This is a genomic window from Microcoleus sp. S36a_B3 (assembly GCF_036700745.1).
In the GTDB taxonomy this organism is placed as follows: Bacteria; Cyanobacteriota; Cyanobacteriia; order Cyanobacteriales; family Microcoleaceae; genus Microcoleus.
Map to the genome: position 1 here is coordinate 88775 of NZ_JAUBPN010000018.1, position 21178 is coordinate 109952.

Below are 21178 nucleotides of genomic sequence, written 5' to 3' on the forward strand. Positions count from 1 at the left end.
TTTGATAAAGAGGAACAATGCAAACAATTAATGGATTTCGGCTTTCACCCCAGCAAAAATATCTGTGGCTGTTCCAGCAAGACAGCCCGGCTTATCGCGTTCAATCTGCTATTCTTATCGAGGGAATTCTTCAAACTGATAACCTAAAGAAAGCTTTAGAAAAAGTTAGCGATCGCCACGAAATTATCCGCACAAGCTTTCAGCGAAAGACCGGGCTAAAAACTCCTATACAAGTTATCTCCGAACATAGCTCTGTTTCGTGGAACTGGGTTAACTTAAGTGAAGTGACTCCCCAGGAGCAAGAAGCCAAAATTGAAGAGATTTTTCAGCAAGAAAAGAGCGCTTTATTCAACTTCGATCGCAATCCTGTTTGGCACTTGTCTTTAATTAGACTTTCATCTGAGAGGCATATTTTACTGGTTAGTTTGCCCGCACTGTGCGCCGATAGTCGCACACTAAAAAATCTGGTTCAAGAAATCAGCCAGTGCTATGCCGCCTGCCTTCACGGCGAAGAAATTACCGATGAAGTTGTGCAATACATTCAATTTTCCGAATGGCAAAATGAATTGCTCGAAGATGAGGAAGCGGCGGACGGCAAAGAATACTGGACTGGGCATAATTTTTCAGCGCTAGCGAGTTTAAGGTTGCCGTTTGAAAATAGATTAATTAACGCGCCAGCTCAATTTACTCCCCAATCTTTTGAGGTCAAATTAGAGTCAGCTTTGCTGGGAAAAGTGGAATATCTTGCCCGCCAGTACAACACCTCACTTTCTACATTCTTGCTCGCTTGCTGGAAAATTTTGCTCTGGCGGCTGATTGACCAATCAGACATCGCTGTTGGCGTGGCATTCGACGGTCGAAAATACGAAGAACTAGAGCCAGCGCTTGGGCTGTTTGCCAAATTTTTACCGCTGTCGAGCCAACTAACAGAAAACTTTTCCTTCGCGGAAACTTTGCAGCAAATTCAGCAGGAAGAACGCGAAGCATACAAGTATCAAGAATATTTCTCCCACGAATATCTAGGCAACTCTTCCGGCTTTCCATTTGGTTTCGAGTTTGAGGAACAACTCGAAAAGTATGCCGCTGCTGGCACATCTTTTTCGATTTACAAGCAGTATGCGTGCTGCGATCGCTTCAAAGTTAAACTCTCTTGCAACCGCCAAAATGACTCGCTTGCCGCTGAGTTTCACTACGATCCTATCTTCCTTGCAGACAACAGTATCCGGTGCTTGGCAGAGCAATTTTACGCCTTAGTGCAAAGTGTAGCCAGCAACCCACAAACCGCAATCGGCAAGCTCGAAATGCTGAGCGATCGCGCCCGAAATCAATTATTAGTAGAATTCAACAGCACAAAAGCAGATTACCAGCTCGATAAGTGCGTTCACCAGTTATTTGAAGAACAAGCAGAGCGATCGCCCAACCGTATAGCTGCTGTTTGTGAAAATGAGCAAATTACCTACAGCGAACTCAACGCCCGCGCTAACCAAATCGCCCATTACTTGCAGCAATTAGGTGTCAAGCCAGAGGTGATTGTCGGCCTTTGCGTCGATCGCTCTTTAGAGGCGATCGCTGGAATTCTAGGCATCCTCAAAGCAGGTGGCGCGTACCTACCGATCGACCCAGCCATGCCCAAAGAGCGCCTAGCATTGATGCTGCAAAACGCTCAGACTCCAGTGCTGTTAACCCAACAGCATCTCATCAAAAGTTTGCCTGAAACTAAGGCATATATCCTGTGCTTAGATACAGACATTCCCTCTTTTTCTCCTACTAATTTCGTCTCTGCTTCTGGTGAAAATTTAGCTTACATTATCTATACCTCCGGTTCCACCGGCACCCCCAAAGGAGTCGCCATTGAACACCGACAACTGCTCAATTACCTGCACGGAATTCAGGAAAAATTAAACCTGCCATCAGGTGCAAATTATGCCACCGTTTCTACCTTCGCCGCAGACTTGGGAAACACCGTTATTTTTCCGGCGTTGTGTTCGGGTGGATGCCTGCACATCATCTCTCAAGAACGCGCAACAGATCCTCAAGCAATTGCGGCTTATTTTCAGCAACATTCTATCGATTGTCTTAAAATTGTTCCCTCTCACTTAAAAGCTTTGTTGAGCGCTGATAACGCCTCGCAAATCTTACCGAAAAAGCGATTAATTCTCGGCGGTGAGCCTTTGATGTGGAATTTAATTGAAACAATTCAGAAATACAATCCAGACTGCTCGATCTTCAACCATTACGGGCCGACAGAAACAACTGTAGGCGTGCTGACTTATCAGGTAAAAATGCAAGGCGATCGCATTTCCCAGACAGTTCCTTTAGGTCGCCCGCTACCCAACACGCAGATTTATTTGCTCGATTCGCACTTGCAGCCAGTTCCTGTAGGGGTAGCCGGTGAATTATATATTGCTGGGGCGGGATTGGCTCGCGGCTATCTAAACCAACCAGAACTCACTGCAGAAAAATTTATTTGCAAGTCATTGACTCAGGAACCGGAAACTCGACTTTACAAAACTGGCGACTTAGCTCGCTATTTGCCAGACGGAAATATAGAATTTATCGATCGCGTCGATCGCCAAGTAAAGCTGCGAGGTTTCCGCATTGAATTAGGGGAAATTGAGGCGGGGCTGTCTCATCATCCCTCTGTACGCGAGGCAGCCGTTTTACTTCAAGAAAATGAACCGGGAAATCAGCGTTTAGTCGCCTATATTGTTTCTCAATCAAAACCCAGCATTCAGGACTCACAACTGATTGAAAGCCTGCGTTCATTCCTCAAAGAAAAGCTGCCCGAATACATGATACCTTCTGCTTTTGTGGTTCTGAAAGCGCTGCCACTGACTCCCAATGGCAAAATAGACCGTCAAGCGCTTCCTGCACCGTCCATAGCAGCCAATTTTACAGATACGTTTGTAGGCCCTCGCACTCCCGGTGAGGAGATTCTTGCCGAAATTTGGAGCCAGCTTCTCAACCTTCAAAAGGTAGGAATTCACGACAATTTCTTTGACTTGGGGGGACACTCATTACTGATTACTCAGTTGTTAGCCAAAGTGCGAGAAATTTTTCAGGTGGAATTGCCTTTGCGCGTTTTGTTTGAAGCTCCTACTGTAGCTGGTTTAGCTGAAAAGATCGAAATGCAACAAGAGGGCAACACAGCGGGCGATCGCACTGCAAGTTTCGATATTAACGCTGAAGTTGTTTTAGATCCGGCAATTCGCCCTGCAACTCCATTGAGCGATCCAAAAACTGAACCAGCTTGCATTCTCTTAACAGGGGCGACGGGCTTTTTGGGAGCCTTTTTACTCCGCGACCTCTTGCAACAAACTCAAGCAGAAATTTATTGCCTAGTCCGTTCTGCCGATTCAGAATCAGCTAAAAAGCGGATTCAAAGCAGCCTCGAATCCTATTTAATTTGGGATGAAAGCAGCAGCGATCGCATTATCCCAATTGCTGGAGATTTGTCTCAACCACTTTTGGGGCTTTCCGAGGAGCAGTTCGGAGTTTTAGCCAGTAAAATTGATGTCATTTACCACAATGGCGCGTTTGTCAAGTTTACTTATCCCTACTCGGTTCTCAAACCCCCTAACGTTTTGGGGACGCAGGAAGTTCTGAGATTGGCGAGTCAAAGTAAGCTAAAACCAGTCCATTTAATTTCTACGATTTCCGTTTTCTCGGCAATGGGAGAATCTGGGATTAAGCTCGTGCGAGAGGAGGATGAACTGACTCCGGGAGAGGGTTTAAAAGGCGCTTACACTCAGACTAAGTGGGTGGCAGAAAAGTTAGTAGAGGTCGCGCGCGATCGGGGAATTCCTGTTAGCATTTACAGGCCAGGTCGCATTTCTGGGGATAGCAAAACAGGGGCTTGCAATCCCAGCGATTTACTATACAGGTTAATCGCTGGTTGCGTGCAACTTGGATGTACTCCCGATGACGATAAGCTGATGAATATAGCGCCTGTTGACTATGTGAGCCGAGCGATCGTTCATCTTTCGAGCCAAAAAGAATTGCTCGGAAAGACTTTTCATTTAGTCAACCCTCAGTCCTTTCAGATGAGTGAATTGCTTGGCTGGATTTGCTCAATGGGTTATCAAATCAAACGAGTTTCGTCTGAGGCTTGGCAAGCAGAAATAATCAATCGCGCTGGAAATTCTCCCGATCATGCTTTGTACCCGCTAGTCGGTCTTTTCTCCGAAAAAGTTTCGGAAGCAGAAATGGCTAAATCTGCCACGCTGCAATTCGATTGCCAGAATGCGTTGAAGGGACTTTCGGGAACTGACATTATCTGCCCGCAAGCCGATGTGAGTTTGTTTCGGACTTATTTTTCCTATCTCGTCGATTCTGGCTTGATAGGTAGCCGCAATTAAAACTTGTAAGGGCGCAAAGCATTGCGCCCCTACCTGACTCAATCTCTGGAAAATTCAAAATGAACGAACAATTGCAGCAAAGACACATGAAAGCGCTGATAGAGCGCTACACCGATCGCACAAAAACCTCTAAGAATTTCGCGCAAAAATACCGTCCGGTTCTCGCGGACAATCGGGCTTCAGATGGGTTTCGCTTTCCCGTCAAGGAGATGTTTTATCCCATTGTCGCCGATCGCTCGCTTGGCTCTAAAATGTGGGATGTTGATGGCAACGAATACATCGATATCACAATGGGATTTGGCATCAATCTTTTCGGTCATAATCCGCCCTTTATTAAAGAAGCCCTATTAGAGCAACTCGATCGCGGTGTGCAGATTGGCGCTCAAGCAGACCTTGCCGGAGAAGTTGCAGAATTAATCTGCGAACTGACGGGGATGGAGCGCGTCGCTTTTTCTAATACCGGCACCGAAGCAGTGATGGCAGCTTTACGATTAGCTAGAGCGGCAACTAAACGCAATAAAATTGCTTTGTTTTCGGGTTCTTATCACGGTCATTTTGACGGAACTCTCGCCGTTGTAAAAAAGATAAATGGCGATTTATGCACCATTCCAAAAGCGCCAGGAATTCTCGCTAATTTTATTGAAGATGTTTTAGTTTTGGATTACGGAAGCCCTCATGCCCTGGAAATTATCAAAGCTCACCAGCACGAATTAGCGGCGGTTCTCGTGGAGCCGGTGCAAAGCCGCCGTCTCGATTTGCAACCCAAAAAATTTCTCCAGCAACTCAGGCAATTAACAAAAGAATCAGAAATTGCGCTGATTTTTGATGAAATGGTTACTGGTTTCCGAATTCATCAAGGCGGGGCGCAGGCGTGGTTTGGCATTGAGGCAGATATTGCAACTTATGGCAAAATTGTCGGGGGCGGTATGCCCATTGGAATTATCGCTGGAAAAGCTGCTTATATGGATAAAATTGACGGCGGTTTGTGGAACTACGGCGATGATTCCTACCCCCAGATAAAAACCACAATTTTTGCTGGCACTTTTTGCAAGCACCCACTTGCTCTGGCCGCTGCGCGTTCCGTGCTGCGCTATCTTAAAAATCAAGGCCCAGCCCTTCAGCAGCAGTTGAATCAGCGAACTTCGCAGCTAGTTGAAACCCTGAATACTTATTTCAAAGAGAATGAAGTCTCTGTCTGGCTTGTAAATTTCGGATCGCAATTTCGCGCTGCTGCATCCGTTGAGATAGATCCGCTACTTTTTCACTTACTCGAAAAGCGTATTTTCATATCCGAAGGTCGTAGCTGCTTTCTCTCCACCGCTCACACTAATGAAGACATCGATCGCATCATTCAGGCTGTTAAAGAGAGTATTCAAGAAATGCGCGAAGGAGGCTTTTTCCCGGTTTCTTCTCATCCCCAAGCAGAAGTTGTTTAGGCTCTTCCTTACTTACCATGCCAAACTAACACCATTTTTTTAAAGATGTGCTAGAGATAAAGAATGTAAAATTCAAGACCATCCTGTGAGAAAACCAATGACATGATTCGTTAAAGATGCTAAGATTTCCTGAACTTTTACGCGGAGTTCGTCAAGATTACTAACAACTAACTTTCGCTTAAAATTCTTTGATGTATTCCCACACTCTTTCTGTGGGATTTACTTCAGGACAATGAGGAGGCTGAAATAGTAAAATAATATTGTCTGGCAATTCAGATGTGTTTAAAAGATGACCGGGAGCATTATCGACTTGAATAATGTGCAATTCATCGGGATATTGAAGCGACAATTGTTGCAAATATGCTTGAAAACAAACTTTATCTAAATGGGGAAACTCCCAAAAAACAACTTCTTCCAGTAGATGGGGATACTGCGACCTAATGCCAGAAAAATTTAAATTTCTATTGATGTTCTTCTACGGGCTTTATACCCCGTAGTGTTATCCTTCGTCTCTGAATTTTATGTAGTCCTAATCGAGTTTCGTCACTGCACCAAAACAGAACTTTCTTGTATTTCTTTACTTGGTCAGGAACTCGATCCAGCAAAAGGCTTTGATTGTTTGAGGCAGGCTATTCTTGAATTTATTGATTGCCGTTGGCTTTTGTTTCCTACTGCGGGTTCTTGGGATTTTCGATTTACTTTTCAACTCCCCTTTAACCAAGGAGTATACAGCTTGATAACTACTAGGTATTTCTTTGATCGGCCAGAGCCAGAGATGAACTTCTTTATAACGGGAAAATCCTTCGGGTTCTCTCAATTATTGTTGTAATGCAGCCGCTACGTCAACTGAAAACTTCTTGGGTCTGCCAAAAATCTGCCGATTTTTTAACAAGTTTTCCCGACCACCCTCTTTATATTGAAAGAGCCAGCGATGAATTGTGGTTTCACTTTTACCCAAAATCTACGATATTTCTCGGACTGTTTCTACTTTTGTTGATTGAAATAAATAAAGCATTTGAACTTTATTATATGATAAAATTTTTTTTGGTTGTTTCCTAATCTTTAGCAATACTTCTACAGGTTCGGCAATCTTTATATGAGGACAACCAGACATTTTAATGTTCTCCTTTACTTTATATAAATCTATCATAACTTTATAAAAATGGTATAAGAAGTTATAGTTAACTCCATTTTTTTTGATAAAAACATCAATAACCGAGAAAAGAAATCAGAACTGGCGCATAAATATTAAAGAAACCGGGTTTTGGACAGGGATTAAAGGTTGAGATGCGCGGGTTCGTTAAAAAAAACCGGTTTCTGCCTCGGCGCATCAATCTTAAACAAATTAGGTTGTGGAGAGGGATTAAAGGTTGAGATGCGCGGGTTCGCCAAAAAACCCGGTTTCTATGGAGACTTGGGCTTTGAATTTCGAGATTCCGGCAATTTGAGCCCGGAAGTGTCAAAATATTAACAACCAGTTCATCCCCAAAATATATGGCTCCCGCCGTTTTAATTGAAAATCTTCAGAAACGCTACGGCACTGTAGAAGCCGTTAAAGATGTTTCCTTCAAGGTAGAACCGGGGGAAATATTTGGTTTGCTAGGGCCCAACGGTGCTGGTAAAACCACTACCCTGCGGGTACTTTGTACTTTAACATCGCCAGACAGCGGACGCATTGAAGTGTCTGGCATTTGCGCTGTCAGCCAGCCGAGAATTGCTCGACAGAGACTAGGCTATGTGGCTCAAGAAGTGGCTCTCGATAAGGTGTTGACGGGCCGGGAACTCCTGCAACTGCAAGCGGCGCTTTACCATTTGCCCCGCCCTACGATTAAAGGGCGGATTGACGAAATGGTGAAACTCCTCGGTTTGGAGGAGTGGGAAAATAAAAAGACTGGTACGTATTCCGGCGGTATCCGCAAGCGCTTGGATTTGGCTGCTGGGTTGCTTCACCAGCCGGATGTTTTGGTGTTAGACGAACCGACTGTCGGGCTCGATATTGAAAGTCGGTTGGTTGTTTGGGATTTCCTGCGGCGCTTGCGCGAGGAAGGTACGACGGTTTTGATTACGAGTCACTATCTCGAAGAAGTTGACGCTTTGGCCGATCGCGTGGCGATTATTGACAAGGGTACGGTGATTGCACAGGGCACGCCGGAGGAGTTGAAAAATCGGGTTGGGGGCGATCGGGTGACTCTGCGGATTCGGGAGTTTTCGCCGATCGAAGAAGCCGAAAAAGCTAAAAATCTAATGCAATCGCTGCCTTTTGTGCAAGAAGTAATTGTCAATACGGCTCAAGGAAATTCTCTCAATTTAGTAGTAACACCGCAAAGCGATGCGCTGGTGACAATTCAGCAAGCTTTGAAAGATGCGGGACTTCCTACTTTTGGGATTGCTCAATCTCGGCCGAGTTTGGATGATGTGTATTTGGCGGCGACTGGTAAGACGCTGTTGGATGCCGAGTTGGCTGCTGCTAGCAACCGCGATTTGAAGGCGGAGCAAAAACAGGCGATGCGATCGTAATTTAGTTTAATTGGAAGCTCCACGCGCGGGGTCAGAAACCCGGTTTCTTTACAGATTTCTCGTCGCCAAACCAGATTTTTTTAAGAAACCGGGTTTCTTTTGCCTTAGTCCTATTTAAGATGATTCGGCGGTTGAATACGATGGTAATTTTGGAGGATATTAATAAATGAATCTTGTTTTAGAAGTTGAAGCGCCTCCTTTCCGAGAAGATGCAACAGGTGCTATTCGGGTGGGAAATTCAAGAGTTTTGCTGGAATTGGTGATTCGAGCTTTTCAGGATGGTGCGTCGCCGGAATCAATTGTGCAGCGTTATTCAACTGTGTCATTGTCCGATGTCTATAGTGCGATCGGCTATTATCTCCGACACCAAGAAACAGTAGAAGCTTATCTCAATTATCGCGAGCAATTAGCAGATTCCGTCCGTCAGCGTTTGTTGGATATTCAACCCGATCTCAGTGTTGTGCGATCGCGCTTGTTAGCCCAAAAACAATCTTGAGGATTAACTATGCTGCGGCTGTTGAGCGATGAAAATTTTAATGGCGATATTGTTCGAGGGCTTTTCCTGCGTCAGCCAGACCTTGACTTGCTTCGCGTTCAGGATGTTGGTTTGCGAGAAGCTGACGATCCAACAATTCTCAACTGGGCGGCCCAGAACGATCGCATTGTGTTAAGCCATGACCGAGCAACTATGCCCGATTTGGCTTACGAACAGTTGAGGGATAAGGAACAAATGTCAGGTTTGTTTATAATTAACGATCGAATGCCAGTTAGACAGGCTATTGATGAACTTCTGGTGCTGGTTAACTGTAGCGAACAATCGGAGTGGAAAGGAGTTGTTTTGTATCTACCATTGTAACAATTAGCTAGATATTTAGGACTATTCTGCAACCATTTTAACATACTGTTTTAACACAGGTGGAATCGTGAAAACGGTTTCAGCTTCACCGCTCAATTTTTCGATCATTCCCCGTCGGGCTAAAGATTGAATTGCTTTACATAATTCGCCCTGCGAACCTTGACATTTTGCCAAAAATTGAGTAAAGGAAACAGGTTCGATTTCATTACTAAGTTGCGAAATAGCCTGTTTTTCTCTTTCCGACAACCGCTGATAGTGCTGCTGCAATATCGGCGTCAATTCATCGCTTAAAAATACTGGTTTATAGCTTAAATATTGAGATACTCTACCATTAAATAAGTTGTTTATAGTTTGAGCGACTAATTTTAACCAGAGGGGATTACCTTGATAAAGGTTAATCAATTCGGGCCAGGCTTCTTCATCCAACAAACTTTTTTCTCTAAGAATTTCTGTTGCTGCTTCACCTAAACCGGTTAACTGCAATAAACGTACTTTTACGCACTATTGACCAGCTTTGGGTACAATACAGTGACGGACATTTTGGTTTTAGCATCCAGTTAGGTATCTTGGAAGAATGTAAAAAAGCGGATGATTGGAAAAAAAAAGAAGTAAAGGAATTTGATCGCGGTATGTGTGGTCATGTTCAAGAGCATTTCGTGAAACTTTCCGGGTCCTTAGTTCCACTCGCCGATCCAGTTGAAGTGGTAATGCTTCGGGAACGCTTGGGGTGGATTACTCGTTGTTACCCTACTGAGGAGACATACAGTTTTATGTGTGCCGTGGATCCTTCTAAGCTCAAATACAGTATAGGGGCTCCAAAAGGTCATCTCCCCGTTTATGATAATGGTACGAAGATTTTTAATTCATATATGCTATATGTTTGGCAGCGACTAAAAGACTGTGGTATATAGAGTGCAATTAAGGCAAATAATCTCGAATCAAACAATAGCGATCGCTCTTGATAAATAACTACTGATACTCTACTACAGCGGCGATCGCCCTGGCAATTTCCTCCCTATCAGTAGTCGAAAGTTCTCCTATTTTACGAATGAATCTTTGTACATCCATACCCCGCAATTGCAACACGTCCACTGCCGAAATTTTCGTTAAACCATTAGCAATATCTGAGTCAATCTTAATGTGCCAGATATTACCAGCATAATATTCTTTCCAATCTGTGATAGGTGCAGCCAATTTCAGTGGTAATTTACCAACACTATCAGAACTTACCACTACAGCGGGACGGATTTTTTTGATTTCTGCTCCCACTGTTGGGTCAAAATTAGCCAACCAAATATCACCCCGTTTAGGAGAAGGAGAGTTAGTAGTCAATTAAATCTCCTGCTTCTAATTCTTGCCATTCTCTATCTTCCTGGTAATGTTGCAACATTACCTCAGCTTGTCTTTCTAAAATATTTCGTCTCTCTTCTAATGGCAATTGCATAAATTCTCTGCGACTGGGATAGTTCCCTAGTGTTGGTATTTCTAAAGCTATATCGCTCGACTGCTTTTGAATCTGACGATCGCAACTCAATGCTTCTATTCGATCGCTTTCGGCTGCTTCCGCTGCAATGTCAGCATCAATTTCCTCTCGGTTAGCATGATAATAAGTCAAAGCTGCATAGACTTGAGTGAGAGTTAAATGCCCGATGCGATCGCCAATTTCTTCTGCATTCAAACCTTGCTTGTACCAAATAGCAATGCGCCGGACTGTAACACCCGTTCCGGCAATAATTGGACAGCCACCATGTATGTCAGGATTGCGGCTAATTAAAGTTCCTATATCTGTGATAGTTGACAAGATTTTTTTCCCCGCCAATTTCCGATCGCTCTCTTATCTAGGATAACACTGTCACAGCAAGAGCGATCGCCCTTATTTTCCTGAAGTGCGATCGCCCTTATCCCATCCCCATTAACTCTCTTTCGTATGCGATCGCTAAAAAGTGAGCTCGCCCTTATTCCCAAAAGTGCGATCGCCCTTTCCATTCTCATGCTTTTGATTGGGCGGCAGGAATAACTTCAATTAGTCCCGTATGAAAAGCTGTATCGTAGGTAATAACTGGTAAATTTTCGAGTTCAGCTTGTGCCATAATCATCCGGTCAAACGGATCGCGGTGGGCAATAGGCAGGCTGCCAGCGCGAAGGGCATGGGCTGAAGTTATAGCTAGTTCGATAAATTGCGATCGGTGGAGGATTTGCGAATATTCCCCGACAATCTGTTTGGCTTCGGGAAGTTTACCGATGCGATATTTGGTGGCTATTTCCCAGGCTGAAGCAGTGCTGACAATGATATTAAAATCCGGGTTGCGAATGATGTCGCGGCATTTGGCATTGAGTTTGGGGTCGTCAAAGAGCCACCACAACAGGATATGGGTGTCAATGAGATAGCTTATTCCCATTGTTCGAGTTCCTCTTCTGGTAGGGGCTCAAAAAAAGTATCACCCAGTTTTCCTGTCAGTAAACCAGGCCTGCGAGGCTGTGGCTGTTCTCGTCCTAATCCGAGGCGAAAGTAGTGAATCAAGTCATAGATTTCTGCAAGTTTGTCTTCTGGAATGTCTTGTAGTTCTTGAACGATCTTCTCAATTAGCATAAATCAAACACTCCGATAGTTGCTGGTTAATCGATCGAGCTACTGCGATCGCCCTTAATAAGTAACTACTCATACTCTACTACAGCCGGACGGATTTTTTTAATTTCGGCTCCCACTGTTGGATCAAAATTAGCCAACCAAATATCACCCCGTTTAGGAGAAGGAGAGTTAGTAGTCAATTAAATCTCCTGCTTCTAATTCTTGCCATTCTCTATCTTCCTGGTAATGTTGCAACATTGCCTCAGCTTGTTTTGCCAGAATATTTCGCCTCTCTTCTAACGGCAATTGCATAAATTCTCGGCGGCTGGGATAGTCGGCTAGTGTTGGTATTTCCAAACCTATATCAATATCTAATGGCTGTGCTTTTCCTGCAGAGATTTCCTGTTTGGCGCGCTGTGCTGCCACAATCAGCGATTGTTCTGTATTCTGAAAAGATACATTCCACTGTTCTTCATCCCTCAAGTCTTCAAGATATTCTCGCAAATGTTCAACAACTCTATCTTGCAGAGTTTCCGGCAGAGATTCCATCATCTCGACCAAAGTTGCGATTCCCTACGGGATAGCTACGCTTCACGCCCTTGATGACATAGCTTTATCCTCCTAATAAATCAACTTTTTATTTAGCATATTTGATGAGCTTATTCTCAATTTTAGACCGATCGCCCGCCCGGCCCCACCAATACCTCCAGACTTGCTACCCTAAAGATAGTTAGATTTAATCAACAAGCAATTATGAGCGGTACAGTTACATCCCCCAACAACCTCAACCAGCAGCGGCCACTCGCCACCCCATCCGCTGACACTTCGAGTTCCCTGCTGGGCGACTTCATCCAAGAAACCCTCGCCTTAACCAAACGCCTGTTTATTCAATTGCAGCGCCGCCCCTCGACGCTAGTTGCAGGTATTATTCAGCCGCTGATGTGGTTGGTTTTATTCGGAGCTCTGTTTAAAAATGCACCCGCCGGCTTGTTCGGCGAAAGCCAGAATTACGGACAATTTCTCGGCGCAGGCGTGATTGTTTTTACTGCATTTGCAGGGGCGCTGAATGCCGGTTTGCCGATCATGTTCGATCGCGAATTCGGATTTCTCAACCGCCTGTTAGTCGCGCCCCTAGCTTCCAGATTCTCGATCGTCCTAGCTTCGGCTATTTTCATCGTCACCCTCAGCTTTATCCAAACAGGCGCAATCGTTACGGCGGGAGCATTTTTGGGTTCGGGATTCCCCGGAATGGCCGGACTCGGGGCGATCGCCCTAATAGTCCTGCTGTTAGTTTTGGGAGTCACGGGCATCAGTCTCGGTTTAGCCTTCGCCCTCCCCGGCCACGTAGAATTAATCGCAGTTATTTTTGTTACCAACCTGCCCCTATTATTTGCCAGCACCGCCCTCGCGCCGCTGTCGTTTATGCCAGAGTGGCTGCAAGTTGTCGTCACTCTCAATCCTCTGAGTTACGCGATCGAACCCATCCGCTATTTGTACCTGCACAGCGATTGGTCGCTAGCTAGCGTCGTCATGCACGCTCCTTGGGGTAATGTTACCTTTGGAGGAGCGCTGTTAGTCTTGCTAGCCTTTGATGTCGTAGCGCTGCTGAGCATTCAACCCCTGCTGCGCCGCCGGTTTGCTTAGGGCGCACGGCGGTTGAAACCGCGTCTACAAAAACCAAGTCCGCCTCCGCGGACTGAAAAAAATAACGTAATTTCAACTGCCTGGTCTTCTTCAACCCGCGCACCATCCGGGTTTTGTCTGTGTAGACGCGGTTTCAACCGCCGTCTTCGTTTATTAGCTGTCAGTCAGAATATTGTTGAGATACAATTGTTTTTTTGAAAGTTGAACTAATAAATTATGAACACCAAAACTTCTAAATCCGCCAAAGCGATGATTCAAATTGCCGCCAGCGCGATCGCCACCTGTGCTATTTTATCGCCTCAAGCAACCTTCGCTCAAGCCAGCAATTTAAATAATAATAACGCCCAACCACTGCAAGACTTTCAAACTCAAGACAACACCGACCCTTTTTCCGGCCGCAGCAGTGGCAGCGGAATATTTGATTTAATTCACAGATCCCGATTGGGAGGCGGCCGCAGCATGGAAGAATTCAATACCGAACAGCGCCAAAATTTGAACGATGCCGCCACAGAATTTCGGAACAAACAGCGCCAACTACTGGAAAAACCAACAGCACCTACACCAGGGGCGATCGCACCTACAGAAATTACCGCCCCCGCCCCTTAAATTGATTTCTTAGTCCGCGTAGGCGGACTTCGTTTATGTAGCAACAGTTTAAACCGCCAAAATTAGTCTTAATTTCTTAGTCCCCCTCTGCTCGGACTTCGTTTATGTAGCAGCGGTTTAAACCGCCAAAATTAGTCGTTATAGCAACAGTTTAAACCGCCAAAATTAGTCTTAATTTCTTAGTCCCCCTCTGCTCGGACTTCGTTTATGTAGCAGCGGTTTAAACCGCCAAAATTAGTCTTAATTTCTTAGTCCCCCTCTGCTCGGACTTCGTTTATGTAGCAGCGGTTTAAACCGCCAAAATTAGTCGTTATAGCAGCAGTTTAAACCGCCAAAATTAGTCATTCTAGCTTAATTAACAAATCCCCCAAACACCGCCATACCGTAATGCTTCCAAGGAACCGCCACAGTCTCAAATCCCGCATTTGCCAGCATTTCCAATTGTGCCGCCAGTGTAGCTAGGCGATCGGGATTAGAATACCCGTAAGAAACACTCGTCCCCACCTTTGCCCGAATTTGTGCTAAAGTTTCCCCCTGATTTAGCACCCAATCTTCTCGCGCCACTCCATAAATATCCTTCATTGCTGACGATTCTGCCACCACAGGATCGGCATTCCAAAAACAACCGCCAGCAGTTAAACTTTCGCCAATCCGTTGAAACAATTTCAGCTTCATCTCATCCTCAAGATGGTGAATTGCCAGAGATGAAATGCCAGCATTAAACTTATCGCCCAAACCTGAAAAATTTGGATTGTTCGCCCATTCTCCAAAATCCAATTCTATCCCAGTCCACCGGGCTGCATATCCTGCCGACTCTATTTTGGCGCGGGCAAAATCCAGCATTCGCGGCGAATAATCCACAGCAACAATTTCCGCAGACGGGTAGCGTTGGAGAACTTTTAAACTCAGTTCCCCCGTACCGCAGCCGAGTTCTAAAATCCGCTGGTTTGTGTTAGCAATGCAGGCTACTAATACATCCAGCATTTCGTCATATTTCGGTAAAAGCCGCCGAATGCCAGTATCAAAATCCGCAGTATTGACGAAAACTTCTCCCGGAAAAATTTCCTTGTTAGTAGGTGAGACAGTAGAGTCAGAATTCACGATCGCCAACCATAGACTACAATTGCTATCCTAACCGAGATAGAACAAAAAATGCGTGAACTAGGGACACGGTACTGCCTTGTGCTTACTCGATCATCTATACTTCACTCAATCAACAGAAAACCACTATCAAGTTATGCGTATTCTTACGGATAAGCGAAACACTCGCGGTAAACAATAATTAACCATCCTTTGCACTCAGAGAGTCTGGCTTTACCCCTGACGCCAGCAAAACACTCTGAACAAGCAGTGTTATCTTAGTAGTGCATAAAATCAAATCAAGATTCAACCTCACACTTGAGGATACCATGCGCCAGTTAATCTCTCGCAGTTTGGCTGCCATCAGCCAATTAATTTACAAGCGAATTCTCCTTGCGGTGACAATTTTATTTTGTGTAGGTGTAGGAGTAGCGATGGCAGATATGTCTCGCCTTTCTTCCAACCTCATCGAATCGCAAGCCCTCCAAAATGCCACCCTCTACGCCCAAGCTATTAAAGAAGCCCGTACTCTTTACAGTTCCGATGTTGTTAATCCTCTAAAAACCGCTAAAGCGATTAACTTTACCTACGATAACAACCCGACCAAAGTAACAGTTCCAGTCCCAGCCACCTTCTTAATAGAACTGGGCAACCATATCACCAACAAAAATCCCGAAGTCTCAGTTCGCCTCTACAGCGACTACCCGTTTCCCTGGCGAAAAGAAGGCGGAGTTAGAGACGAGTTTGAACGTCAAGCTATTACCTATTTAACCCAAAATTCCAATAAACAATTTTTTAGAACAGAGGAATTTCGCGGCAAACCAGCATTTCGATATGCCGAGGCTGATATTCTCACTCCTAGCTGCATCAACTGTCACAACACTAGCCCAAATAGTCCTAAAACTGACTGGAAAATTGGAGATGTCCGAGGGATATTAGAAATTACTCAACCTCTGGAAACCCTAACTCAAAAAACTCACAACGGACTAAAAAATCTGTTTTTACTATTAGCAGGACTTTCAGTTTTAGGCATCGCAGGATTAACTTTATCAATCAGCAGGTTGCGCCAAAATGCTAAAAAATTAGAACAGCGTGTCAGGGAACGCACGGCACAATTGCAAGAAACTAATGTAGAATTGTTGAAAGAACAAGAAAAGAGCGATCGCCTGCTGCTCAATATTTTACCCGAATCCATTGCTGCTAGGTTAAAAGACGGTCAAAGCAGTATTGCGGACGGCTTCGCAGAAGTCACGATTTTGTTTGCGGATATCGTGGGCTTTACCGTGCTATCAGCACAAATATCTCCCGAAGAATTGCTTGTTTTTCTTAACGAAATTTTTTCAGCCTTCGATGGGCTGACAGAAAAGTACGGATTGGAAAAAATCAAAACAATTGGAGATGCTTACATGGTAGTCGGAGGCTTGCCAAATCCCAGCACCAACCACGCCGAAAAAATTGCAGAAATGGCCTTAGATATGCAGGAGGAACTAGCAAAATTTAATGTCAAACATCATGCAGGAATTAACATTCGCATCGGCATCAATACCGGGCCTGCCATTGCGGGAGTTATTGGCACCAAAAAATTTATTTACGACCTCTGGGGCGATGCCGTCAATACAGCAGCCCGCATGGAATCCCACGGAATTCCTGGCGCGATTCAAGTCACACAATCAACTTACAATATCTTGCAAAATAAGTACCTGTTTGAAGACAGAGGAATTATCCACGTCAAAGGCAAAGGCGATATGAATACTTATCTGCTTGCAGGCAGGTTAGTCAGCGCAGTTTTGGTTTAATTTGTTTATTATATTATTCAGGGGCTAGCCAATACGCTTGGGATCAGAAGACCGGGCGGTTGAAACCGCTTCTACACAAGCAAAACCTGGATGGTGCGCGGGTTGAAGAGCGGGCGATTAAAATTACGTTATCTTCTTTCTTCAGTCCGCGGAGGCGGACTTCGTTTGACAAGAAGCGGTTTCAACCGCCGTCTTATCTTCGTCGAAAAACCCAAAATTTATGGCGATAAACCGGGTTTGTTTTCCTATATCCTAAATTAGCCATTGGCAGAATACTAAATTTTATGTTAGCGCGCATTTTATCATTTTTGGATTTTTTCAAATCTCGTTTGTCCAGACAAATAGCTTTGTGGATATTTGCTAGCATTCTTGTCATAGAGGGAATTATTTTAGTCCCCTCTTATTTTCGGCGCGAAAATGAACTTTTAACTCAACTGGAACAGCTATCTCGGACAACTATTGATTCCCTCGAATTTTTGCTAGCACAAGATGTTTCCGATCGCACTTTATTTCAAGAAGAAGTAAAAAATATTACTAAGGATTCTCAAGTAGTCTTAGGACTATCTATTTATCAAGCTAACGGTGAATTAATATATACACTTGGCGAACAGCCTCAAATCAGTTTAAATGAACTGAAAATGGCTCGTATAGTTCACAAGCACAATTTCGATCGCAATCGCTACGATGTGGCTTGGACTGAGCGACATTTGGGAGGAGATTACATCTTAATTGTTCGTCACGATGCGTCCACCGTTCAACCTGAACTCTACGCATTTATCGGGCGAATTGCTATTTTAGTAATCATTATATCAGCTTTTGTTACTTCTGTAACTATGTTTTTTTTAGGGTTGACAGTAATTGCACCAATCTTGAGATTGCGCGATGACTTGCTCGCTGCTGGAGACGCTTTGAGCAAAGATCGAGAAAAACCTGATTTCTACTCTCTGTCTGTCAAGCGCGATGACGAATTGGGAGAAGTCATGGTCGCTTTTAATCAAATGTTTCACCGAGTCTACCAGGAAATTGCACAGCGGAAACAAGCTGAGGAAATATTGCGCGCCGAACAAGAAAAGTCGGAACGTTTATTACTAAATATCTTACCCGAAATGATTGCCGATCGCCTAAAACAAGGCCAGATAAATATTGCAGACGGATTTGCCGAGGTGACGGTACTATTTGCCGATATTGTAGGCTTTACCGAAATATCCTCCCGCACGTCTCCTGAAGAATTAGTCAAATTGCTTAACAAAATATTTTCAGCTTTCGATTGTTTGAGCGACAAATACGGCTTAGAAAAAATTAAGACCATCGGCGACAATTATATGGTAGCAGGCGGTTTGCCACTGCCCTGTACAAATCACGCCGAATCTATTGCGGAAATGGCCCTAGAAATGCAGCAAGAAATTATGAAATTCCGCGACGAATGCGACAAACCTCTTAATATCCGCATTGGCATTAATACTGGGCCTGTTGTAGCAGGTGTCATCGGCACTAAAAAGTTTATTTACGATTTGTGGGGAGATGCTGTGAATACGGCAAGCCGCATGGAATCTCAGGGGGTTCCCGGTAAAATTCAAGTTAGCAGTTCAACTTATAAGTTGCTATGCGATAAGTATTTGTTGGAAAAGCGCGGTAAAATTAATGTTAAAGGTAAAGGGGCAATGACGACTTATTTGCTTAAGGGCAGAAAATTGTAACTGATAATTTTAACTGTCGCCTGCGAATAGCTGGGCTGCAAAGGTTGCAGCCTAGCTATTTCCAACAAACTAATTTTTTTTAACGAACCGCGAAGACGCAAAGGACGCTAAGGAAGAGAAGAAGAAAGCAGAAAAAATAAAAATTTTATAAGTGAGTGAAAGTTGCTATATTAAAAGGGGAGTTGATGTTAGTTAGATGGGTTAATATGACGGCAGATCAGGAGCATAATTCTTCAAATTCACCGATTTGGCAGCCCTTCACGCAAATGAAAACTGCTCCTGCGCCGCTGAAGGTGGTTCGCGGTAAAGGAGCGCTGCTGGAATTAGCAGACGGGCGGCAAATTCTCGACTGTATTTCTAGTTGGTGGGTGACGATTCACGGACACAGCCATCCGGTTCTGGCTGAGGCTCTTTACAAACAAGCTCAAACTTTAGAACACGTAATTTTTGCGGGTTTTACTCACGAACCGGCACAGAAAATTGCTGATAAATTGATAAGTCACACGCCTGATTCTTTGACGCGAATCTTTTTTTCGGATAACGGTTCGACTGCTGTTGAAGTTGCTCTAAAAATGGCTTTTCAATATTGGCTAAATGTCGGAGAAACTAACCGCACTAGCTTTATTAGTTTTGAGGGAGGTTATCACGGCGATACTGTGGGCGCGATGTCTGCTGGCAGAAGTTCGCTGTGGTGGGAACCTTTTGCGCCTTTAATGTTTCCTGGGGATGTTGTGCCTTTTCCTGCGACTTTTGACGGGGATGCGGAGGTGGAAAGCAAGGAGGCGGAGAGTTTGGAGAAATTGGAGTTTTTGTTGCAGCAGGGTGGCTATGCGGGCATTTTTATTGAGCCTTTGGTGCAAGGTGCTGGGGGAATGCGAATGTGCCGCCCTGAGTTTTTGCGGGCGATCGCACAAATGGCCCGTCAGTATAATGTATTGTTGATTTACGATGAAGTGATGACTGGTTTTGGCCGCACGGGCGAACTGTTTGCCTCGGTTAAATCGGGAACTGCACCGGATATCATGTGTTTGTCTAAGGGATTGTCTGGTGGCTGCTTGCCACTTTCTGTCACAATGGCTTCGGAGGATATTTATCAAGCTTTCTGGCGAGATGAATCGGACAAAGCTTTTTATCACGGTCATTCTTACACCGGAAATCCGTTAGCTTGTGCGGTGGGTGTAGCATCTTTGGAGCTTTTGGAGCAAAACCCAAATGTGTACCAAGGGATGGAAAAACTCCACCGCAAATACCTGAATCAATGGCTGATCAATCATCCTAAACTAGAACGGATTCGGACTTGCGGCACCATTGCAGCAATGGATGTCAAAACCGAAAGCAGTTCCGGTTATTTTAATGACATCGCTCCTATGTTGAAAGCCAGATTTCTCGAAGCGGGCTTTTTGCTCCGCCCCTTGGGAAATACGCTTTACTTGATGCCTCCCTACTGCATTTCTCCTGATGAACTCGAATCGATTTATCGGGTGATTCGTCAGGTTCTGGATACTTTGTAAACTCTTTAATTTTAGTGATGAATTTACCCAATTGGAACGATTTGGCTGACGACGCGCTGGCGGGCAAATGTATCTCTCGCGAGCAATCTTTAGCCGTATTGCGTGCACCGGATGAGGTTTTGCTGGAACAACTAAACGCAGCTTATCGGGTACGCCGCCATTACTGGGGAAACCGCGTCAGATTGCACTATTTGCTAAACGCTCAAAGCGGTCTTTGTCCTGAAGATTGCCATTATTGTTCTCAGTCCAAAATCTCGACTGCGGAAATAGAAAAATATCCGCTTTTAGCTAAGGAAAAAATTCTGGAGGCGGCCGGGCGCGCGGCAGATTTAAAAGCTGGTACGTTTTGTTTGGTAATTTCTGGCCGCCAACCCAACGCATCTACTTTCGATCGCGTTTTGGATGCTGTCGAGACTGTGAAGGCAAATTATAACCTAAAAATTTGCGCTTGTTTGGGATTGTTGAGCGAGGAACAAACTCACCGTTTGGCTAAAGCTGGAGTCGATCGCGTAAATCACAATCTCAATACTTCCGAATCGTACCACACGGACATCTGCACCACTCACACTTTTGGCGATCGGGTTGAAACCGTCGAACACGTAAAAGCAGCGGGAATCACCACTTGTTCCGGCGGAATTTTGGGGATGGGCGAATCGGATGATGATGCGATAGACTTAGCGCTTTCCCTGCGAAAATTGGGCGTTACTAGCGTGCCGGTCAACTTTTTCATTCCGATTCCCGGTACGCCCTTTGCAGGTTTAAACACATTAAATCCCCGCCAATGTTTGCGAATTCTCTGTATGTTCCGATTTTTGCTTCCCAGCCAAGAAATTCGGATTGCTGGGGGACGGGAGGTGCATTTGCGATCCTTGCAACCCCTCGGACTTTACGCGGCTAATTCTATCTTTGTGGGCGATTATCTGACTACTCCCGGACAAGCTGCACATCAAGATTGGGATATGATTCGAGATGCGGGATTTGCGATCGAATCTCCCGAAGATTCTCTCTTAGAAGTTGATTCAGCAGTTACCAAATCCGAACAAAAAACCCTGGTTGTTTAACTATTATAGCAGTTTTCAATCGGATGAAATACAGTAGGAAATGGCAG

General features: G+C 44.7%; 21 protein-coding genes. 12 read left to right on the top strand and 9 right to left on the bottom strand.

Features of this window, described 5'->3' with window-relative positions; genetic code table 11:
- Positions 1–17 precede the first annotated feature (17 nt).
- Both QUA01_RS19215 and QUA01_RS19220 read left to right on the top strand, forming a co-directional pair.
- Complete coding sequence (locus QUA01_RS19215) at positions 18–4358, top strand: non-ribosomal peptide synthetase family protein (RefSeq protein ID WP_333091912.1); 4341 nt, start codon at positions 18–20, stop codon at positions 4356–4358.
- 59 nt (positions 4359–4417) lie between these two features.
- Positions 4418–5794 carry an aspartate aminotransferase family protein gene (locus QUA01_RS19220; protein ID WP_333091910.1) on the top strand — a complete coding sequence of 459 codons (1377 nt, stop codon included), beginning with the start codon at positions 4418–4420 and terminating at the stop codon, positions 5792–5794.
- A gap of 178 nt (positions 5795–5972) precedes the next feature.
- Here the strand turns inward: QUA01_RS19220 and QUA01_RS19225 are convergent, their stop codons facing one another.
- Positions 5973–6263, bottom strand: coding sequence for a transposase (locus tag QUA01_RS19225; RefSeq protein ID WP_333114279.1), 291 nt, complete (start codon positions 6261–6263; stop codon positions 5973–5975).
- 1025 nt (positions 6264–7288) lie between these two features.
- On the opposite strand from QUA01_RS19225, the gene QUA01_RS19230 reads away from it, so the two are divergent.
- From QUA01_RS19230 to QUA01_RS19240, 3 genes are all read left to right on the top strand, one after another.
- A complete protein-coding gene (locus QUA01_RS19230; protein ID WP_333091908.1) occupies positions 7289–8311 on the top strand; it encodes an ABC transporter ATP-binding protein in 1023 nt (340 codons plus the stop codon).
- A 166-nt stretch (positions 8312–8477) separates the two neighbouring features.
- On the top strand, positions 8478–8807 hold the full coding sequence (locus tag QUA01_RS19235; protein WP_333091906.1) for a DUF433 domain-containing protein: 330 nt from the start codon (positions 8478–8480) through the stop codon (positions 8805–8807).
- 9 nt (positions 8808–8816) lie between these two features.
- A complete protein-coding gene (locus QUA01_RS19240; RefSeq protein ID WP_333025501.1) occupies positions 8817–9167 on the top strand; it encodes a DUF5615 family PIN-like protein in 351 nt (116 codons plus the stop codon).
- Between the two features lie 21 nt (positions 9168–9188).
- Here QUA01_RS19240 and QUA01_RS19245 read toward each other — a convergent pair whose 3' ends face one another.
- Positions 9189–9650, bottom strand: coding sequence for a hypothetical protein (locus tag QUA01_RS19245; RefSeq protein ID WP_333091904.1), 462 nt, complete (start codon positions 9648–9650; stop codon positions 9189–9191).
- Between QUA01_RS19245 and QUA01_RS19250 the strand changes: the two genes are divergently transcribed.
- Positions 9620–10078: a GUN4 domain-containing protein gene (locus tag QUA01_RS19250; RefSeq protein WP_333091902.1), complete on the top strand. Its 459-nt coding sequence runs from the start codon at positions 9620–9622 to the stop codon at positions 10076–10078. The two genes, QUA01_RS19245 and QUA01_RS19250, sit on opposite strands and share 31 nt — an antisense overlap.
- 58 nt (positions 10079–10136) lie before the next feature.
- Here the strand turns inward: QUA01_RS19250 and QUA01_RS19255 are convergent, their stop codons facing one another.
- From QUA01_RS19255 to QUA01_RS19275, 6 genes are all read right to left on the bottom strand, one after another.
- A complete protein-coding gene (locus QUA01_RS19255) occupies positions 10137–10499 on the bottom strand; it encodes a type II toxin-antitoxin system PemK/MazF family toxin (RefSeq protein ID WP_333091900.1) in 363 nt (120 codons plus the stop codon).
- Entirely contained in the window at positions 10489–10968 is a 480-nt protein-coding gene (locus QUA01_RS19260) for a DUF433 domain-containing protein (protein WP_333091898.1), read from the bottom strand. Before QUA01_RS19260 ends, QUA01_RS19255 begins: the two co-directional genes overlap by 11 nt.
- 187 nt (positions 10969–11155) lie before the next feature.
- Positions 11156–11566, bottom strand: coding sequence for a type II toxin-antitoxin system VapC family toxin (locus QUA01_RS19265; protein ID WP_333091896.1), 411 nt, complete (start codon positions 11564–11566; stop codon positions 11156–11158).
- Positions 11557–11757 (bottom strand): hypothetical protein, encoded by a 201-nt coding sequence (locus tag QUA01_RS19270; RefSeq protein ID WP_333091894.1) that lies wholly within the window; start codon positions 11755–11757, stop codon positions 11557–11559. The genes QUA01_RS19265 and QUA01_RS19270 overlap by 10 nt, the downstream gene beginning before the upstream one ends.
- Positions 11758–11822: 65 nt before the next feature.
- A complete protein-coding gene (locus tag QUA01_RS27475) occupies positions 11823–11936 on the bottom strand; it encodes a type II toxin-antitoxin system PemK/MazF family toxin (RefSeq protein WP_333208047.1) in 114 nt (37 codons plus the stop codon).
- Complete coding sequence (locus tag QUA01_RS19275; RefSeq protein WP_333091892.1) at positions 11926–12288, bottom strand: hypothetical protein; 363 nt, start codon at positions 12286–12288, stop codon at positions 11926–11928. Before QUA01_RS19275 ends, QUA01_RS27475 begins: the two co-directional genes overlap by 11 nt.
- Positions 12289–12489: 201 nt before the next feature.
- Here QUA01_RS19275 and QUA01_RS19280 point away from each other — a divergent pair, with 201 nt between their 5' ends.
- Both QUA01_RS19280 and QUA01_RS19285 read left to right on the top strand, forming a co-directional pair.
- Positions 12490–13380, top strand: coding sequence for an ABC transporter permease (locus QUA01_RS19280; RefSeq protein ID WP_333091891.1), 891 nt, complete (start codon positions 12490–12492; stop codon positions 13378–13380).
- A 216-nt stretch (positions 13381–13596) separates the two neighbouring features.
- Positions 13597–13986, top strand: coding sequence for a hypothetical protein (locus QUA01_RS19285; protein ID WP_333091889.1), 390 nt, complete (start codon positions 13597–13599; stop codon positions 13984–13986).
- 351 nt (positions 13987–14337) lie between these two features.
- On the opposite strand, the gene QUA01_RS19290 is transcribed toward QUA01_RS19285, so the two are convergent.
- The gene (locus QUA01_RS19290; protein ID WP_333091887.1) at positions 14338–15087 is read right to left on the bottom strand and encodes a class I SAM-dependent methyltransferase; all 750 of its coding nucleotides are present in this window, start codon (positions 15085–15087) and stop codon (positions 14338–14340) included.
- Positions 15088–15395: 308 nt separating this feature from the next.
- Here QUA01_RS19290 and QUA01_RS27480 point away from each other — a divergent pair, with 308 nt between their 5' ends.
- The 4 genes from QUA01_RS27480 (at position 15396) to bioB (ending at position 21131) form a co-directional block, all read left to right on the top strand.
- Positions 15396–16862 carry an adenylate/guanylate cyclase domain-containing protein gene (locus QUA01_RS27480; protein ID WP_442921563.1) on the top strand — a complete coding sequence of 489 codons (1467 nt, stop codon included), beginning with the start codon at positions 15396–15398 and terminating at the stop codon, positions 16860–16862.
- Positions 16863–17146: 284 nt separating this feature from the next.
- Complete coding sequence (locus tag QUA01_RS19305; RefSeq protein ID WP_333091885.1) at positions 17147–18559, top strand: adenylate/guanylate cyclase domain-containing protein; 1413 nt, start codon at positions 17147–17149, stop codon at positions 18557–18559.
- Between the two features lie 206 nt (positions 18560–18765).
- Positions 18766–20070, top strand: coding sequence for an adenosylmethionine--8-amino-7-oxononanoate transaminase (gene bioA / locus QUA01_RS19310; RefSeq protein ID WP_333091883.1), 1305 nt, complete (start codon positions 18766–18768; stop codon positions 20068–20070).
- 17 nt (positions 20071–20087) lie between these two features.
- Complete coding sequence (bioB, locus tag QUA01_RS19315) at positions 20088–21131, top strand: biotin synthase BioB (protein WP_333091881.1); 1044 nt, start codon at positions 20088–20090, stop codon at positions 21129–21131.
- The last annotated feature ends 47 nt before the right edge of the window (positions 21132–21178 follow it).

Excerpts from the sequence above, each read along its gene's own strand:
- QUA01_RS19215 (WP_333091912.1), top strand. The coding sequence starts at position 18 with ATGCAAACAATTAATGGATTTCGGCTTTCACCCCAGCAAAAATATCTG.
- QUA01_RS19220 (WP_333091910.1), top strand. The coding sequence starts at position 4,418 with ATGAACGAACAATTGCAGCAAAGACACATGAAAGCGCTGATAGAGCGC.
- QUA01_RS19230 (WP_333091908.1), top strand. The coding sequence starts at position 7,289 with ATGGCTCCCGCCGTTTTAATTGAAAATCTTCAGAAACGCTACGGCACT.
- QUA01_RS19235 (WP_333091906.1), top strand. The coding sequence starts at position 8,478 with ATGAATCTTGTTTTAGAAGTTGAAGCGCCTCCTTTCCGAGAAGATGCA.
- QUA01_RS19240 (WP_333025501.1), top strand. The coding sequence starts at position 8,817 with ATGCTGCGGCTGTTGAGCGATGAAAATTTTAATGGCGATATTGTTCGA.
- QUA01_RS19265 (WP_333091896.1), bottom strand. The coding sequence starts at position 11,566 with ATGGGAATAAGCTATCTCATTGACACCCATATCCTGTTGTGGTGGCTC.
- QUA01_RS19270 (WP_333091894.1), bottom strand. The coding sequence starts at position 11,757 with ATGCTAATTGAGAAGATCGTTCAAGAACTACAAGACATTCCAGAAGAC.
- QUA01_RS19275 (WP_333091892.1), bottom strand. The coding sequence starts at position 12,288 with ATGATGGAATCTCTGCCGGAAACTCTGCAAGATAGAGTTGTTGAACAT.
- QUA01_RS19280 (WP_333091891.1), top strand. The coding sequence starts at position 12,490 with ATGAGCGGTACAGTTACATCCCCCAACAACCTCAACCAGCAGCGGCCA.
- QUA01_RS19285 (WP_333091889.1), top strand. The coding sequence starts at position 13,597 with ATGAACACCAAAACTTCTAAATCCGCCAAAGCGATGATTCAAATTGCC.
- QUA01_RS27480 (WP_442921563.1), top strand. The coding sequence starts at position 15,396 with ATGCGCCAGTTAATCTCTCGCAGTTTGGCTGCCATCAGCCAATTAATT.
- QUA01_RS19305 (WP_333091885.1), top strand. The coding sequence starts at position 17,147 with ATGTTAGCGCGCATTTTATCATTTTTGGATTTTTTCAAATCTCGTTTG.
- bioA (WP_333091883.1), top strand. The coding sequence starts at position 18,766 with ATGACGGCAGATCAGGAGCATAATTCTTCAAATTCACCGATTTGGCAG.
- bioB (WP_333091881.1), top strand. The coding sequence starts at position 20,088 with ATGAATTTACCCAATTGGAACGATTTGGCTGACGACGCGCTGGCGGGC.